Annotated in this window: 10 protein-coding genes and 1 pseudogene; 2 read left to right on the top strand and 9 right to left on the bottom strand. The window is 71.4% G+C overall.

Translation table 11 applies throughout. The features are described 5' to 3' along the window. Positions 1-74 precede the first annotated feature (74 nt). The 6 genes from ACH4E7_RS28120 to ACH4E7_RS28095 form a co-directional block, all read right to left on the bottom strand. Entirely contained in the window at positions 75-1,367 is a 1,293-nt protein-coding gene (locus ACH4E7_RS28120) for a protein kinase (protein ID WP_396251848.1), read from the bottom strand. Between the two features lie 626 nt (positions 1,368-1,993). Then, entirely contained in the window at positions 1,994-4,048 is a 2,055-nt protein-coding gene (locus ACH4E7_RS28115; RefSeq protein WP_396251847.1) for a glycoside hydrolase, read from the bottom strand. Positions 4,049-4,161: 113 nt separating this feature from the next. Beyond that, positions 4,162-5,538, bottom strand: a complete 1,377-nt coding sequence (locus tag ACH4E7_RS28110) for an ATP-binding protein (protein WP_396251846.1) — start codon at positions 5,536-5,538, stop codon at positions 4,162-4,164. Continuing rightward, entirely contained in the window at positions 5,535-6,221 is a 687-nt protein-coding gene (locus ACH4E7_RS28105) for a response regulator transcription factor (RefSeq protein ID WP_396251845.1), read from the bottom strand. Before ACH4E7_RS28105 ends, ACH4E7_RS28110 begins: the two co-directional genes overlap by 4 nt. A 190-nt stretch (positions 6,222-6,411) precedes the next feature. Further along, entirely contained in the window at positions 6,412-7,875 is a 1,464-nt protein-coding gene (pntB, locus tag ACH4E7_RS28100) for a Re/Si-specific NAD(P)(+) transhydrogenase subunit beta (protein ID WP_396251844.1), read from the bottom strand. A 5-nt stretch (positions 7,876-7,880) separates the two neighbouring features. After that, on the bottom strand, positions 7,881-9,452 hold the full coding sequence (locus tag ACH4E7_RS28095; protein WP_396251843.1) for a Re/Si-specific NAD(P)(+) transhydrogenase subunit alpha: 1,572 nt from the start codon (positions 9,450-9,452) through the stop codon (positions 7,881-7,883). A 487-nt stretch (positions 9,453-9,939) separates the two neighbouring features. On the opposite strand from ACH4E7_RS28095, the gene ACH4E7_RS28090 reads away from it, so the two are divergent. After that, a complete protein-coding gene (locus ACH4E7_RS28090; protein WP_396251842.1) occupies positions 9,940-10,152 on the top strand; it encodes a hypothetical protein in 213 nt (70 codons plus the stop codon). Between the two features lie 96 nt (positions 10,153-10,248). On the opposite strand, the gene ACH4E7_RS28085 is transcribed toward ACH4E7_RS28090, so the two are convergent. Both ACH4E7_RS28085 and ACH4E7_RS28080 read right to left on the bottom strand, forming a co-directional pair. Next, entirely contained in the window at positions 10,249-11,013 is a 765-nt protein-coding gene (locus ACH4E7_RS28085) for a hypothetical protein (RefSeq protein WP_396251940.1), read from the bottom strand. Positions 11,014-11,295: 282 nt separating this feature from the next. Beyond that, positions 11,296-11,511, bottom strand: a pseudogene (locus ACH4E7_RS28080) (helix-turn-helix domain-containing protein); the annotation flags it as partial. Positions 11,512-11,833: 322 nt separating this feature from the next. Here ACH4E7_RS28080 and ACH4E7_RS28075 point away from each other — a divergent pair. Beyond that, positions 11,834-13,093 (top strand): Ig-like domain-containing protein, encoded by a 1,260-nt coding sequence (locus ACH4E7_RS28075; protein ID WP_396251841.1) that lies wholly within the window; start codon positions 11,834-11,836, stop codon positions 13,091-13,093. A gap of 221 nt (positions 13,094-13,314) precedes the next feature. Here the strand turns inward: ACH4E7_RS28075 and ACH4E7_RS28070 are convergent. Then, positions 13,315-14,637: IS200/IS605 family accessory protein TnpB-related protein (locus ACH4E7_RS28070; RefSeq protein WP_396251840.1), on the bottom strand; the 1,323-nt coding region annotated here is incomplete at its 5' end.

The raw sequence follows: 14,637 nt of genomic DNA, 5'->3' as shown, positions 1-14,637 counted from the left end.
TTCCAAGCGGTGTGTCGGCCGATCGGCCTGCCGATCCTACGTGAAATACCTACTCGGGCGACGTCCTGCCCGGTTCACCGTTGCGCGGGCGGGCTCGACGGCGCCGGGACGTCGATCACGACGGCGCTGCCCCGGGCGACCGCGTCGCCGGAGGCGGGCAGTTGGCCACAAACGCGACGAACGGGCAGCCCCGGTGTGGGGCAGGCGCCCTCCACCACCCTGGACACCCGCAGTCCGGAGCTCTGCACGCTCAGTCTGGCGTCGGCGACACTCTTGCCTGCCAGATCCGGCATTCGGACGGCTCGCCCCCCGGGTGGCGAGTCGGCCGCCGAGTACGCCCCGGCGGCCGCGCACACGGCTGCGCACAGCACCACGGCAAGGACGACGCGTCTCGCCCGTCTGCCTTGCCGCGGACCGCGGGTGCGCTGGACCCGGTCGGGCGTGGGCTCAACCGGTGCCGAGGCATGGTCCGAGGCAGACGGAGTCCGACAGGTCGTGAGCACGTCGCTCGCGTGCGTGCGGGCGACGACGGCGGCCAGCGTGTGGGCTACGGCGATGCGCATCTCGGCGGCGGTCTGGTAGCGCTGGTGACGGTCCTTCGCCAAAGCCGGCAGCACGAGACCGTCGCACACGTCCGGCAGCTCCGGCGCGTATGTCGAGGGTGGCTGCGGCTCCTCGTTGACGTGTTGCCATGCCACCGCGACGGGCGTCTCGCCGGTGAACGGCGGCCTCCCGGTCAGCAGCTCGTAGAGCAGGCAGCCCGCGGAGTACAGATCTGAGCGCACGTCCACCGACTCGCCGCGCGCCTGCTCGGGCGACAGATACGCCGCCGTACCGATGACCATGGAGCCCTGGGTCAGGGCCATCGCGTCGATCGCGAGGAATTGGGCGATGCCGAAGTCCATGACCTTGGTCCTCCCGTCCCAAGTCACCATCACGTTGGCGGGTTTGACGTCACGGTGCACGATGCCTCGGGCATGGGCGCGTTCCAATGCCTCCAGCACGCCGAGCGTCAGTTCCAGGGCCCGCGCGGCCGGCAAGGGCGGACCCTGGCGCAACATCTCGTCAAGGGTGCATCCCTGGACGTACTCCATCACCAGGTACGGCAGCACCCCCTCACCCAGCGCCTCCTCGCCGCTGTCGAAGACCGCAACGATCGAGGAGTGGTTGAGCGAAGCCGTGGAGAGCGCCTCCCGCCGGAACCGGAGCAGCGAGGTGGGGTCGGTGGCCAGATCCGGTCGGAGGGCTTTTACCGCCACCAGGCGGTCAAGGCGCTGATCTCGAGCCAGGTGCACCTCTGCCATACCCCCGCGCCCCAAGAGCGCCAAGACCGTGTACCGCCCGCCCAGGACATGCCCTGATTCCATCGCACCTGTCCTCACTCGTGTCGAGACGTGAGCGCCGCCGTCTCACGCCAAGCAGGTCCGGGCACGGTACGAGGCATTCTTGTGAGATCTCTGTGAAAGCGCCGGTGCCAGTGGTGCCCCCGGCCGGGCTCTTTCCCTCCCCTTTCGCGGTTCCCGAACGTAGCCGTCACCGGCACCAGCCGCCGGCCCGAGCTGCCGCGACGCACGTCACAGGATTTCCACAAGGATCGCTCTTACCGGGTCGTGGTGGCGGCGAGGGTGGCCGGGACACCGTTGCCCCAGGACTTCCGTGCAGTTCCGGGCCGGTGTCCAGGGCCTGCCCCGTCCCGCCTCCGCGTGCGTTCGTGGTAGCGGGGTGGCGAACGGGACACGCCCGACCTCGTGGACCTCACGCCAGCCGAGATTCGCCCTCTGCTGGCAGCCGGAACCCGCCGCCGTGCTCCGGACCGCGTCCACGCCGCGACGTGGTTACGCTGCCGTCGCCACCACAGGCGCGAGCTCTCCGCTGTCACTGCACGCGGCGCGGTCAGCCGTTGGGGTGGCGAAGAGCGCCCGGCACTCGTTCCCACCTCGCGCACTCCCTGCCCCCGGGCCGGTCACCAGCGGTCATGGAGAAATGCTGCTGGCTACTTGAGGGGCGCCTGCGGCAGCGTGCTGGGGCAGAGTCGGCGCGGCTGCTTGTCGCCCTTGAGCTTCGCGTCGACGCAGCCGCCCGGCAGTGCGCCGGGGCCGTAGGTGCTGGTGCCGAAGTTGGCGGTGACCTGGAGAACGCCGTCGCCGAAGCTGGTCTGCTGCACCTGGTGGTCCGCGCTCAGGTAGCTGAAGTCGGTCATCGGCTGCGTTCCGGCGGCCTCGTGCAGTGGCGCGAAGTACTGCTGCAGTGCGGCGAGTTGCTTGCCGTCGGTGTTGAGTGTCGGGCCGTTGAGGACCAGGTTCAGCGGGGTGTTCTGCAAGATCGCCTGCAGTGCCCGGGTGGTCTCCAGTGCCGGGAACTTGGTGTAGGACAGCTCCCACCGGTCGAGGTTGACCTGGGCATCGTGCAACGCGGTCTCCAGCAACGGGATCCGGTACGTCGGGTCGAACATGGCCTTGGTCAGATCATTCGGCAGGGTGACCGGTTTGAAGAAGACGCCCGGTGCGGTGGCCGGCGCATAGCCGCCCCAGACCTCCTTGTTCTTCTCCAGCGGCCACAGCCCGTCCGCCGGCGGAGTCAGCGAGCCGTGACTGAAGTCGATCACCGGGCTGGCCCAACCGTGCGCGGCCTCGGATCCGAGCACCAGCTTGTCCGGGCCGGACAGTTGGCGCATCCGGGCGATCCGGTTGGCTTCGTCCTGCTGCTGGTTCATCGGGTGGTCGGCGCTGAAGTCGTCGTACAGCTCGCCGGCCGCGTCGACGTCCAGGAAGTAGCTGTTCGATCCGTTGGCGGTCATCCGCACGGTGCGCTGAGTGAGGAACCCGTCGTGCTGCGCGAATGCCTGCGAACTGAGGTAGCAGCCGCGATCGTGGAAGCCCGCGAGCACGGAGCCGTCCTGCTGGTGGATGCAGTAGCCCGGGTAGACCGGCGCCGGCCAGGCGGACGTGGGGGCATCGGCGGTGGCCGGGTCCTGCCCGTTGGCGAACGAGTCGTACGGGCCGACCAGGTAGCCCGCCTGCTTCGCGGCGGCCACCGCCTGTGTGTCCATCGGCTGGTCGTCGGCGTCGTAGCCGAGCCAGAGCCGGGACAGGCCCAGCGCCTGCATCTGCTGAACGCCCTGCGCGGTGCGGGCGCTGCCCCAGGTGTAGGCGTGGAAGGCACCGAGCAGCTTGCCGACCTCGGGATTGGCGGCGATCTTGCTGCTCAGCGTGACCAGTTGGCCTTGGTCGCTGAGCCAGCGACGGTAGTCCTGTGCCGGGGCGACGGGAGAGGGCGCGGTGAGGGCGAAGGTGACCGTGTAGTCCCGGGTGGCCTCCCGCTGGGAGAACGTGTGCACGGCGATGCCGTGCAGACGGCCGTCCTGGGAGCTGAAGCCGAGTGAGGTGCCGATCGGCTGTGGCACCAGGTAGCTGACGCCCGCTCCGGCCAGTGTGTAGCCCCACAGCGGCATGCTCAGGTCGGTTTCGAGGCCGTAGCTGGCGCCGGCCACGCCGTTCTGGGTCGAGTTCCAGAACGGGTCGGCAACCGGAATGCCCAGACCCTCGCCGCGCGGCAGTTGCATCTGCGTGGCGGACGGATCGGTGCCGGTGACCGGCCAGGACAGCGTGGCGCCGTCCTGCTCGCTGTGCACGGTGACCTGCAGCCGACCGCGCACCGCGGCGGCGGTGACGCTCAGGCCGTGCTCCGGCAGCGTCCAACTCGCCGTGCCTCCCTTGACGGTGACCGGACCGGGCGCACCCAGTGGCTGCGCCGCGGGTGCGGAGAGGGTCAGCGGCCGCCCGTCGTGGCCTCGCGCGGTGATGGCCAGCGAGTCGGTCTGCAGCTGTGCGACGCCGCCGTTCACCGGGATGTCCAGGAGGTTGCCGTGCCGTCGGATCGAGAGGTCGGCGGGCGCCGGGCCGACCGGGTGGGTGGTCGCGCCGTGGGCGGTCGACCAGGTCGCGCTGACGAGGGTGGCAGCGCTCACCAGCGCGAGCGCTGCCACCATCGCGCGGCGGTGGTGGGTGCGTCGCGGGTGTTGCGGGAAAGGCGGCGGAGTCGAGCTCATGGTCGTCATGCTGTGGAAGGGTGTCGGCAGGTCATAAGAACACTTCTTATGAAGCGTCGGCGGGGCTGTGGCACGAGCAACTGTCAGCGCGCTGACCGCCCTGGCGGGCACGCTCAGCCGGGCAGGGCCAGCCGGAACAGCGCGCCGCCGTCCGGGGCGTTCTCGGCGGTGAGGGTGGCGCCGTGGGCGCGGGCGATCTGCCGGGCCATCGCGAGTCCGAGACCGGAGCCGGGCAGCGCTCGCGCGGCCGAGGCGCGGTAGAAGCGGTCGAAGACGTACGGCAGGTCCTCCGGCGTGATGCCGGGGCCGTGGTCGCGCACGGTCAGCTCCAGGCCGGCCGTGAGGTGCACCTCGACCGTGCCGCCCGCCGGGCTGAACTTGGCCGCGTTGTCCAGCAGGTTGGAGACCAGCCGGGCGAGCCGGGCCGGCACGCCCGGGACGGTGCGCTCGCCGGCGGTGTCCACCAGGGTGAAGCCGATCGCGGGCCAGTGGCCGCGGGCGGCGTCCACGCAGTGCGCGACCAGCGGGCCCACCCGGACCTCTTCGAGTAGCGGCTGCGGCTCCTCGTCGCGGGCCAGCTCGATCAGGTCGTTGACCATGCCGGTCACCTCGCGCAGCTGGCGGCTCAGCGCAGCGGCCGCCCGCTCGCGCTGGCTGTCGCTCAACCGGTCGGCGCGGGAGAGGAGTTCGGCGTTGGTGCGGAGCGCTGTGAGCGGGGTGCGCAGCTCGTGCGAGGCGTCCGCGACCAGTCGGCGCTGGGCGGTCACGGACTGTTCCAGCTCGCCCAGCATGGTGTTGAAGCTGCCCGCCAGTCTGGTCAGTTCGTCCTCCCGGCGGCCGGGCGGCAGCTCGATGCGCAGGCTGGCGTCGCGGGTGTCGGCGATCCGTTCGGCGGTTCTGGTCAGCCGGGCCACCGGGGCCAGTCCGGTGCGGGCGACCGTGTGGCCGAGCGCGGCGGCCAGCAGCACCCCGGCCGCGGCGACGGCCGCCATCAGCTCGCCGGCCTGTCGCACCCCCTCCTGCACGGTGTCGGCGCGCAGCGCCACCTGGACGGCCTGCCGGGTGCCGGCGGGCGCCGTGAGCATCGGGGTGGTGAGTGTCCGGGCCGGGTGGTCGCCGATGGCGAGGTCGGTGAAGTAGCCGCCACGCTCGCGGGCCGCGACCTGGCGGGTGGCGGGGGTGACCGGCAGCAGGTACGGCTGGGCCGGGTCCCTGGCAGGGTCGGCGGGCACGATCTGGGCGCACGCGGGAGCGGCCAGGTAGCCGCACTCGCCGTAGACCACCTGCGGGCCCCGGTCGCGGTACTGCTGCTGGAGCAGGGTGGCCTGCTGGGTGAGGTGCAGGTCGAGCTGGTGCTCGAGCTCGTAGCGGACGAGGGTGAAGGCCGCCGCGCTGACGCCGACGGCGACCAGCGCGACCGCGGCCGTGCAGGCCAGCGCGAGGCGGGTGCGCAGCGGACGGCGTCGGCGCCAGCGGGCGCGCGCCCTCACCGCTCCTCCAGCCGGTAGCCCACCCCGTGCACGGTGTGCACCAGCCGCGGCTCGCCGCCTGCCTCCAGCTTCCGGCGCAGGTAACCGATGTACACCGCAAGCGAGTTGGAGTCGGGGCCGAAGTCCGATCCCCATACTCGCTCCATGATCACCTCGCGCGGCAGCACCTGGCCGGGGTGGCGCAACAGGACCTCCAGCAGTGCGAACTCGGTGCGCGAGAAGTCCAGTGGGCGGCCGCCGCGGCTGCCGGTGCGGGTGATCGGGTCGACCACCAGGTCGGCGAACCGGTATTCGGCCTCCTCGACGGCCGGCGCGCTGCGGCGCAGCAGAGCGCGCAGCCGGGCGGTCAGCTCGTCCAGCGCGAAGGGCTTCACCAGGTAGTCGTCCGCGCCCGCGTCCAGGCCGTCGACCCGCTCGCTCACCGAGTCGCAGGCGGTCAGCACCAGGATCGGGATCCGGTCGCCCAGGGCCCGCAGCCGACGGCAGACCGCCAGGCCGTCGAGCACGGGCATCATCAGGTCGAGCACCATGGCGGCGGGCTGCCAGCGGGCCACCTCACCGAGCGCCGCCAGCCCGTCGGCGGCGCCGCGCACCTGGTAACCCTCGACCGCCAGCCCGTCCTCGACGGCGGCGCGTACCTCCGGGTCGTCGTCCACGACCAGCACCTTCTGCCCGTTGCTCATGCGGACAACCCTCTCAAAGCGACTCTGAGAACTCTCTTACATCCGCTCGCCAGGCTGCCGGGCATGCGGACAGAACACGGGGACTCGCACCGCTTGTTGGGGGACATCAGGCGCCCGGCCGCTGCCCCGGCGCCGTCGGGCACCGGGGCGGCGGGCTCGGGACGATGAGGTCACCCCGGGCGTGGCGGTGCTACCGCGCCGCCGCCGCCCGCCTGGCGGCTGGGACCGCACCCTCGCGGTCCTGGCCGGGCAGGGCCCGCAGGATCGCCTCGACGCTCTGCTTGGCGTCGCCGAAGAGCATGCCGGTGTTGTCCCGGAAGAACAGCGGGTTCTGCACCCCCGCGTAGCCGGAGGCCATCGAGCGCTTGAAGACGATCACCTGCTCGGCCTCCCACACCCGCAGGACCGGCATCCCGGCGATCGGGCTGCCCGGGTCCTCGGTGGCGGCCGGGTTGACGGTGTCGTTGGCGCCGATGACGAGGACGACCGAGGTCGCGGCGAAGTCGTCGTTGATCTCGTCCATCTCCAGGACGATGTCGTAGGGCACCTTCGCCTCGGCCAGCAGTACGTTCATGTGCCCGGGCAGGCGCCCGGCGACGGGGTGCACCCCGAAGCGGACCTCGACCCCGCGCTCGCGTAGCCGCTGCGTCAACTCGGCCACCGGGTGCTGGGCCTGAGCCACGGCCATTCCGTAGCCGGGGGTGATCACCACTGATCGGGCCTGGTCGAGCAGCCCGGCGACCTCCTCGGCGTGGACCTCGCGGTGCTCGCCCTGCTCCTCGCCCCCACCGGACGGGGCCTCGATGCCGAAACCACCGGCGATCACGGACAGGAAGGAGCGGTTCATGGCCTTGCACATGATGTACGAGAGGTAGGCACCGGAGGAGCCGACCAGCGCCCCGGTGACGATGAGCAGATTGTTGTCGAGCAGGAACCCCGAGGCGGCCGCGGCCCAGCCCGAGTAGCTGTTCAGCATGGAGACGACCACGGGCATGTCGCCGCCGCCGATCGAGGCGACCAGGTGCCAGCCCAGGGCGAGCGCCAGCACGGTGACCGCGACCATCAGGGCCGGGCCGGGGCTGGCGGTGAACCAGACCGTCAGGCCCATGAAGGCGGCCAGCGCGCCCAGGTTGAGGGCGTTCTTCCCGGGCAGCGTCAGCGGACGCGAGGCGATCCGGGCGGACAGCTTCAGAAAGGCCACGATGGAGCCGGTGAAGGTGACCGCGCCGATGAAGACGCCGATGAAGACCTCGGCGTGGTGGATGCCGAGCAGGTCACCGGCGATCCGGGTCTGGCCGGACCCGTGGGACTCGACCTCCAGGTAGCTGTTCCAGCCGACCAGGACGGCGGCGAGACCGACGAAGCTGTGCAGGACGGCGATCAGTTCGGGCATCTGCGTCATCTCGACCCGCCGCGCCCGCCACAGCCCGGCCGCACCGCCGATCGCCATCGCGATCACGATCAGCGCGACCGCGCCGGCGGTGATGCTCTGCGCCGCCACCACGACGGTGGCGACCAGCGCGAGGGCCATGCCGGCGATGCCGTAGACGACACCGGCCCGTGAGGTCCGGTGCTGGGAGAGCCCGGCGAGGCTGAGGATGAACAGCAGCGCGGCGACCAGGTCCGCGGCGTGCGAGGCCGTCGTGGAAGTCATCGGGCTCAACGCCTTTCGGGGGAGGTCGAGAACATCGACAGCATGCGGCGGGTGACGGCGAAGCCGCCGAAGATGTTCACGCTGGTCAACAGAACGGCGATGAAGGACAGCCCGGTGACGACGCGGCTCTCGTGGCCGATCTGCAGCAGGGCCCCGATCACCACGATCCCGGAGATCGCGTTGGTCACCGACATCAGCGGGGTGTGCAGGGCGTGGTGCACCTTGCCGATGACGTAGTAGCCGATGACCACGGCGAGTGCGAACACCGTGAGGTTCTGGGCGAGTTGGGCCGGCGCGAAGGCGGTCAGCAGGAAGGTCGCGAGCATCCCCGCGCCGATCAGGCCGAAGCGCGCCGCGGGGCCGAGGCGGGGCCGTCCCGGTTCCACGGCCGCGGACGCCGGTGCGGCGGGTTGCGCGGCCGGAGCGGCCGACACCGCCACGGGCGGCGGCGGCCAGGTGATCTCGCCGTCGCGGACGACCGTCACGGCCCGCTGGACCACGTCGTCGAAGTCGAGGGCCAGCCGGCCGTCCCGGTCGGGCGTCAGCAGCTTCAACAGGTTGACCAGGTTGGTGCCGAACAACTGCGAGGCCTGTGCGGGCAGTCGGGCCGCCAGGTCGGTGTACCCGATGATGGTGACGCCGTTGTCGGTGACCACCGTCCGGCCCGCCACGGTGCCCTCGACGTTCCCGCCCTGCGCGGCGGCCATGTCGACGATGACGCTGCCGGGCCGCATCGCCGCCACGTCCTCGGCCGTGACCAGCCGCGGGGCCGGGCGGCCGGGGATCAGCGCGGTCGTGACGATGATGTCCACGTCCTTCGCCTGCTCGTGGTACAGCGCTGCGGCGGCGCGGTCGTACTCGGCGGAGGTCGCCCTGGCGTACCCGTCGGTGCTCGCCTCGTGGGCGACCTCCACGGCCAGGTACTCGCCGCCCAACGACCGTACCTGGTCGGCCACTTCGGGCCGGGGGTCGGTCGCTCGGACGATCGCACCCAGGCTGGACGCGGCGCCGATGGCGGCCAGGCCGGCCACGCCGGCACCCGCCACGAGGACCTTCGCCGGCGGGACCTTGCCCGCGGCGGTGACCTGGCCGGTGAAGAAGCGCCCGAACACGTGGGCCGCCTCGATCACCGCCCGGTACCCGGCGATGTTGGCCATCGAGCTGAGCACGTCCATCGACTGCGCCCGGGAGATCCGCGGGACGGCGTCCAGCGCCAGCGCGGTGACGCCGTGGGCGGAGAGCGCCTTGAGTAACTCGGGGTGCTGTGCGGGCGCGATCAGGCCGATCAGGGTGGTGCCCTCGCGCAGCCGGGCGATCTCGTCGTCCGTCGGGGCGTTGATCTTCAGGACCACCTCCGCCGCCCAGGCGTCGCCGATGCGCGCCCCGGCCTCGGTGTAGGCGGCGTCGGTGAAATCGGAGGCGGCACCGGCCTCCGGCTCGACGATGACGTCGAAGCCGAGACCGAGCAACTGCCGCACCGTCGCCGGTGTCGCCGCGACGCGGGCGTCCCCGCTGGACGACTCGGCGACCACGCCGATGGACTGGGGCGAGGGTCGGGTCGGGACAAGTGCAGACATGTCTGGTGTCTCTCTCGTCGAAAGCGCTGCTGACCGGGGGACGCGCGGCCGGGGGAGGATCCCCGGCCGTTGGTCGAAGGAACGTACTCCTACCCAGTCTGCGAACCGATGGCGCGAACCAGTGATGAGCCTCACTCGCCCGTACGGAGGATGGCTGGATGTGACCGGGCGCCCGCCGCCTCCCGAGGGTGGTACGTCCCCTCACGCCGGCTGCCCGTTGCCTCTACCAGCGCGGTCGGCGGCTCCGGGCGGAATTCCGAAGGAATTCACATCCTTCGACTCAAAAACACTGCGGCCGGGTGTTTCCGGTCGGTCCCTTGACTCCCCGGCGACGGCCCACGATGAGCACGTTGCGGCCGTGAACGATTCGATGTGCGAGGGGCGGCGAAGTTTTCGATCCCGTATTCCGGGGCGGCGCCCATCGCGCCGGGGCGCTTCCTGGGCACCGTGCTGCCCGCACCGATCGCCTCCTCACCCGTGCTGGGACGTGCTGGCCCTGCTGCGAAGCCCGGACCAGCTCGCCGCCCTCCGCGACGACCCGGCAATCACCGCCACGGCGGTGGAGGAGCTCCTGCGTCATCTCGCGATCCCCGCGCCTCTGCTGCGCACGGCCGTGGCCGACATCGAGCTCGAAGCCGCCCTCCGCTACCGCCGGGGCTCGACGGTCTACGGCGTCGAGGCGCTCCCGGTCACCTGGTGATCGGCGTCCGATGTGCTCCCGCCTGCCCCCGACGCCCGGACGCCCGGCAGGCGCGGGTGGACGTCCTCCGCCGACCGGTCGGCGGAGGACGTCCCGTCACTGCTGGAAGGGGCTCGGCTCCCAGGCCCTCCCGCCGATCGGGTAGCGGTAGAGCGGCCGGCCCTTGACCGCGCTGGTACGGAACGGCGCGCCGTCACGGACGCCGATGGGCAACGTGCCCGTCCGGTTGCCGCTGGACCACTCCAGTTCCAGGTACCAGCTGACGTCGTGGGAGGTGGTCTGGGCGGTCACCTCGATGACCTCCGGGTCCCGCTCGCTCACCTTGAGCGGCAGGCCGGTGCTGCCGTCGGTCACGACCGGACGGGGGCGGGCCGCGTCCAGGTCGAGGTCGAAGGAGTGGACGGCCATTCCGCCGCCGCAGCCCTCGAACATGGAGTAGGCGTTCCAGGCCAGCGGGGCCGCGATCCGGGCGATGCGGACGTTGAGCGCGGTCAGCACGACGGTGTCGCTGCCGGTGCCCTGCACGGTGAGCTCGATCGACTGGTAGTGGCCGGGGACCGCGCCGACCTTGGCGGCCCAGGCGGGGGCGTCCACCACCGCGGGTGGACGGGGGACTTCCGACGGCGGGCGGTCGATCACGTACTGGTCGCACTCGGCGTCCCGGTGCGGGCGGACCGTGACGGTGATCGGGGCACTCGCACCCCGGTCCACAGCGCCGGGGGGAGAAAGCGGGGCCGGGGATCCGGCGGACGGCCCGGCGTCCGCCGCCGGGGCCGGAGCGGACGTGGGGTCACCGCCCGGGTGAGTCTTGAGTCCGATGGCGACGGCCCCGAGGGCGGTGAGCACCGTGGTGGCCGTCACGGCGGCGAGTAAGCCCCGGCGTACTCGCCGCCGTGACGGCACGGCGGGGGTACGCGCAGGGGCGGCCGTCCCGACCTCCACGACGCCTTCCGCGGCCGGTCGCGCTTCCGGTTCCGGTTCGGGAACCGGAACCGTTTCCGGTGCCGTTTCCTGTGCCGCTTCCGTTTCCGGTGCCGTCACCGGAACCGCTGGCGGGGCCTTCGGCGCGGGGGCGGGTGCGGACGCCTGCCGGTTCCCCCGCGACGTGTGGGCGACGACCCACAGCCGGTAGAGCTCGGTCCGCTCCTCCGGTGTCGCCCGGCACAACCGCGCGAGACGCTCCAGCGGATCGAATTCCACCGGCATCACGTCGCCGGTGCAGTAGCGGTGCAACGCCGACGTGCTCACGTGCAGCCGCTTCGCCGGCGCGCCGTAACTGAGACCCGAACGGCTCTTCAGTTCCTGGAGCAGCCGTGCGATCTCCTGTGCCTCCCTCAACTCCCCGGTCCCCTCCGACACTGATCCCTCCACCCGCTCGCGAACCCCCTCGGAGCTACCGCCGCGGTGATCCGGCCCGTCGCCGGCAACCGGATCGCCGGGACGCCGACCCGACGTGAGCTCCGGCAGACAAGCACGCCGCAGACCGTCTCACGGTTCCCCCGAGGTCGCCGGCGGCACCGGCCGCGCCATCCCGAGCCCCTGCCGGCGCGTCCCAGGAAGGTTACGTCTTCCCAGCTCAAACAGGGTAGAGGCGTCCCCGCGTCCCAGATCGCCGGCCCACCGTTGCGGCTGGGACGAACCGGCGCACAAGCTGACGGCGAAACACCGAGAGGGAGCAACTGTGAGCACTGTTCGGGCGGCCCGGGCCGCGATACGCACCAGCGACCGATTCCACCGCGGTGCGGTGGCACTGGCGGTGGGCGGGGTCCTGCTGATGTCCGCGGCCTGCGGCGACGGCGACGGCCAGGACAAGGGCGCTGACGCCGCCGGCCCCGTCACCTCTGCCACCCCCGCCACGCCCGGTGGGACGGCGGCCACGGCCGCGCCGAGGACGTCGACCGCCGTGCTGGACGTGGAACCGAAGGACGGGGCCCGGGGAGTCGCACCGACCGCGCTCCAGGTGTCGGTGTCCCACGGCAAGCTCACCGCCGTCGACGTGACCGACAAGGACGGCAAGCCCGTCCAGGGGTCGATCACGGCGGACGGCACCGGCTGGAAGCCCGCCGCCGCGCTCGCCCCCGGCGCGGCGTACTCGGTGAACGCCCAGGCCAAGGACGCCGAGGGTCTGGTAGCCGCGGCCACCAGCGCCTTCACCACCGCTTCGCCCGGCAAGCAGGTGTCCACCAACGACAACATCGCTGACGGCCAGACCTACGGCGTGGGCATGATCGTCAAGGTGGACTTCAGCAGCGGGATCGTGAACAAGGACGCCGTCGCCAAGGCCATCACCTTCGAAACGGACAACGGGACGGAGGTGAAGGGCCACTGGTTCGGCGACAACCGGATCGACTTCCGCCCGGCGGAGTACTGGAAGCCGAACACCAAGGTCACCATCCACTACCGGCTGAAGAACGTCGAAGTCGCCCCCGGTGTGTGGGGCGACGTCGACAAGGACGAACCGTTCACCATCGGCCGGTCCCAGGTCTCCACCGCGGACGCCGCCACGCACCGGATGACGATCGTGCGGGACGGCAAGTCCACCACCGTGCCCGCCACCCTCGGCGACGACGAGCATCCCTCCTGGGGCGGGACCATGGTCATCATGTCCAAGGAGAAGGTCACCCACATGAACTCCCAGACCGTCGGCATGGGCGACGAGTACGACATCCCCGCCGCCCCGCACGCGATGCGGCTGACGAGGAGCGGCACCTACCTCCACGGGAACTACTGGTACAAGGTCGACCTGTTCGGCAAGGCCAACACGAGCCACGGCTGCGTCTCGCTCAAGGACGTGGAGGGCGGCAGCGACACGTCCCCCGCAGGGTCGTTCTTCAACAGCTCGCTGATCGGCGACGTCGTCACGGTTGTGAACACCAAGGAGAAGACCGTTTCTCCCGACAACGGCCTCGGCGGCTGGAACCTCCCCTGGGCCAACTGGTAGCACCCGCCCGCTGAGCAGCCGTCCTCCGCCCGGCGCGCCGGGCCGGCCTGGCGGCCGTTGAGTCGATCGAGGTCCTCATGAATCGATCGATCACGTGACCGATCAACGGCCTCGACGGCCCGTGTCCTGGTCACGGCCCAGGTCCGCGGCCGGGCCACGGCCTCGCAGGGCAGGCACACCCGGCCGGGCGAGCCGGAACCGATCAGCGTTTCCAACCGTTCCTACTGACTGTGCATGAGTTGCACGGCCGGACGCCCCGAACGGTCTTGGGTGTCCTGGTCTCCCGCGTTCGCTCCCACGGTCGGCGGCGCGCATCGTGTGCGCGGTCCGGGTAGGGGAGGGCGGGTTCCCTCGCGCTCCCGGTCGCCGGTTCGGGCCTGGGCGGTCCGATGCCCACCGCGATCGCTCTGGTCGTGGTGGGGCGGTGCCGTCCGACGCCTGATCCTGTGTCCGAGGGCGCGTCGTCCGATCGCCACGGCCGCCGCCTGGTGACGGGTGACGGGGCGGTTCGGTGTGGTGAGGGGATTTTGCCAGTGCTCGGCCCCCCACATCGAGGTGTAGGCGGGGTCCACGGCGATGATGTCGATGCCGCGCTCGGCGCTCATCGCGAGGAGCCGGGCGCGCAGCTTGCCGGTGGGGATGCCGGAGATCAGCTGCCGGAACCGCTTGCGGCGGCCGTGCTTCTCGCGGGTCTTGGAGTCGGTGAAGTCCAGATCCTCGATGACGATGGCCCGGCATCCGGTGTCCTTGGCCCAGTGGAGGAGGCGGATGAGGGCGTGCCGGATCTGGGCGTCCCGGTGAGTGGCGGTGCCGGTGAGCCGGTAGTCGAAGGTGTGGGGCTTACCGATCGGGTTGCCGTGGGTGTCCAAGCGCCAGGCGGCGAGGTGGTCGGCGTTCATGTCCACCCCGATCACCTCACCCGAACGCAACGACTCCAGAGGGACGATGGGGAGGTCTTTGCGCTGCCAGCTCGCGTCGAGGTACCAGCGGCTCCGATCCACGTCCAAGTGGATGCGGTAGGCCACCGCCCGGTTCGTCTCGATGCGGTCGCGCCACTCTGCGCCCCGGTGCGGGAACGAGACCTTCGCGGTGAGGACATACCGGCCGTGCTTGCTATTGGCCAGGTGCGCCAGTGGCGCGGGCAGCTTGATGCCGACCTCGCCGTCCGGCGTGACACGGATCGTTTCATTGCCGAACCGCTTGCCGGACTCACCGTCAGCGGACATGAACCAGCGCTCCGCGTCCCAGCGTTCCCGCCACTGATCCTCGGTCAGGTCTGCGGCGTCGAGGTTGTGACGGGTATTGAGCAAGCGTCGGCCACCTCGGACGACGGAGACCTTTCCGGCCTCCCGCTCGGCCTTGACGTGCTCGAACTTGGCCTCAAGGTAGGCCAGACGGCGGGACTTGACGAACCACTCGCGCTCGGACCGGTATCCGCCTGGGGCGCGCTTGGCGCCCTTCTCGCCGATCGGTAGGGACAGACGGTGGCGGATCGTTCCGATACCGGCCCGCAACGAGTCGAGGTGCTGCCACTGGGCGCGGCG

It is taken from the genome of Kitasatospora sp. NPDC018058, from assembly GCF_044327205.1.
Lineage (GTDB): Bacteria > Actinomycetota > Actinomycetes > Streptomycetales > Streptomycetaceae > Kitasatospora.
This window is presented reverse-complemented; position numbering and strand designations above follow the sequence as displayed.

Bases quoted from the DNA above. Each gene is read 5' to 3' on its own strand.
- ACH4E7_RS28120 (WP_396251848.1), bottom strand. From the start codon at position 1,367: ATGGAATCAGGGCATGTCCTGGGCGGGCGGTACACGGTCTTGGCGCTC.
- ACH4E7_RS28115 (WP_396251847.1), bottom strand. From the start codon at position 4,048: ATGAGCTCGACTCCGCCGCCTTTCCCGCAACACCCGCGACGCACCCAC.
- ACH4E7_RS28105 (WP_396251845.1), bottom strand. From the start codon at position 6,221: ATGAGCAACGGGCAGAAGGTGCTGGTCGTGGACGACGACCCGGAGGTA.
- pntB (WP_396251844.1), bottom strand. From the start codon at position 7,875: ATGACTTCCACGACGGCCTCGCACGCCGCGGACCTGGTCGCCGCGCTG.
- ACH4E7_RS28095 (WP_396251843.1), bottom strand. From the start codon at position 9,452: ATGTCTGCACTTGTCCCGACCCGACCCTCGCCCCAGTCCATCGGCGTG.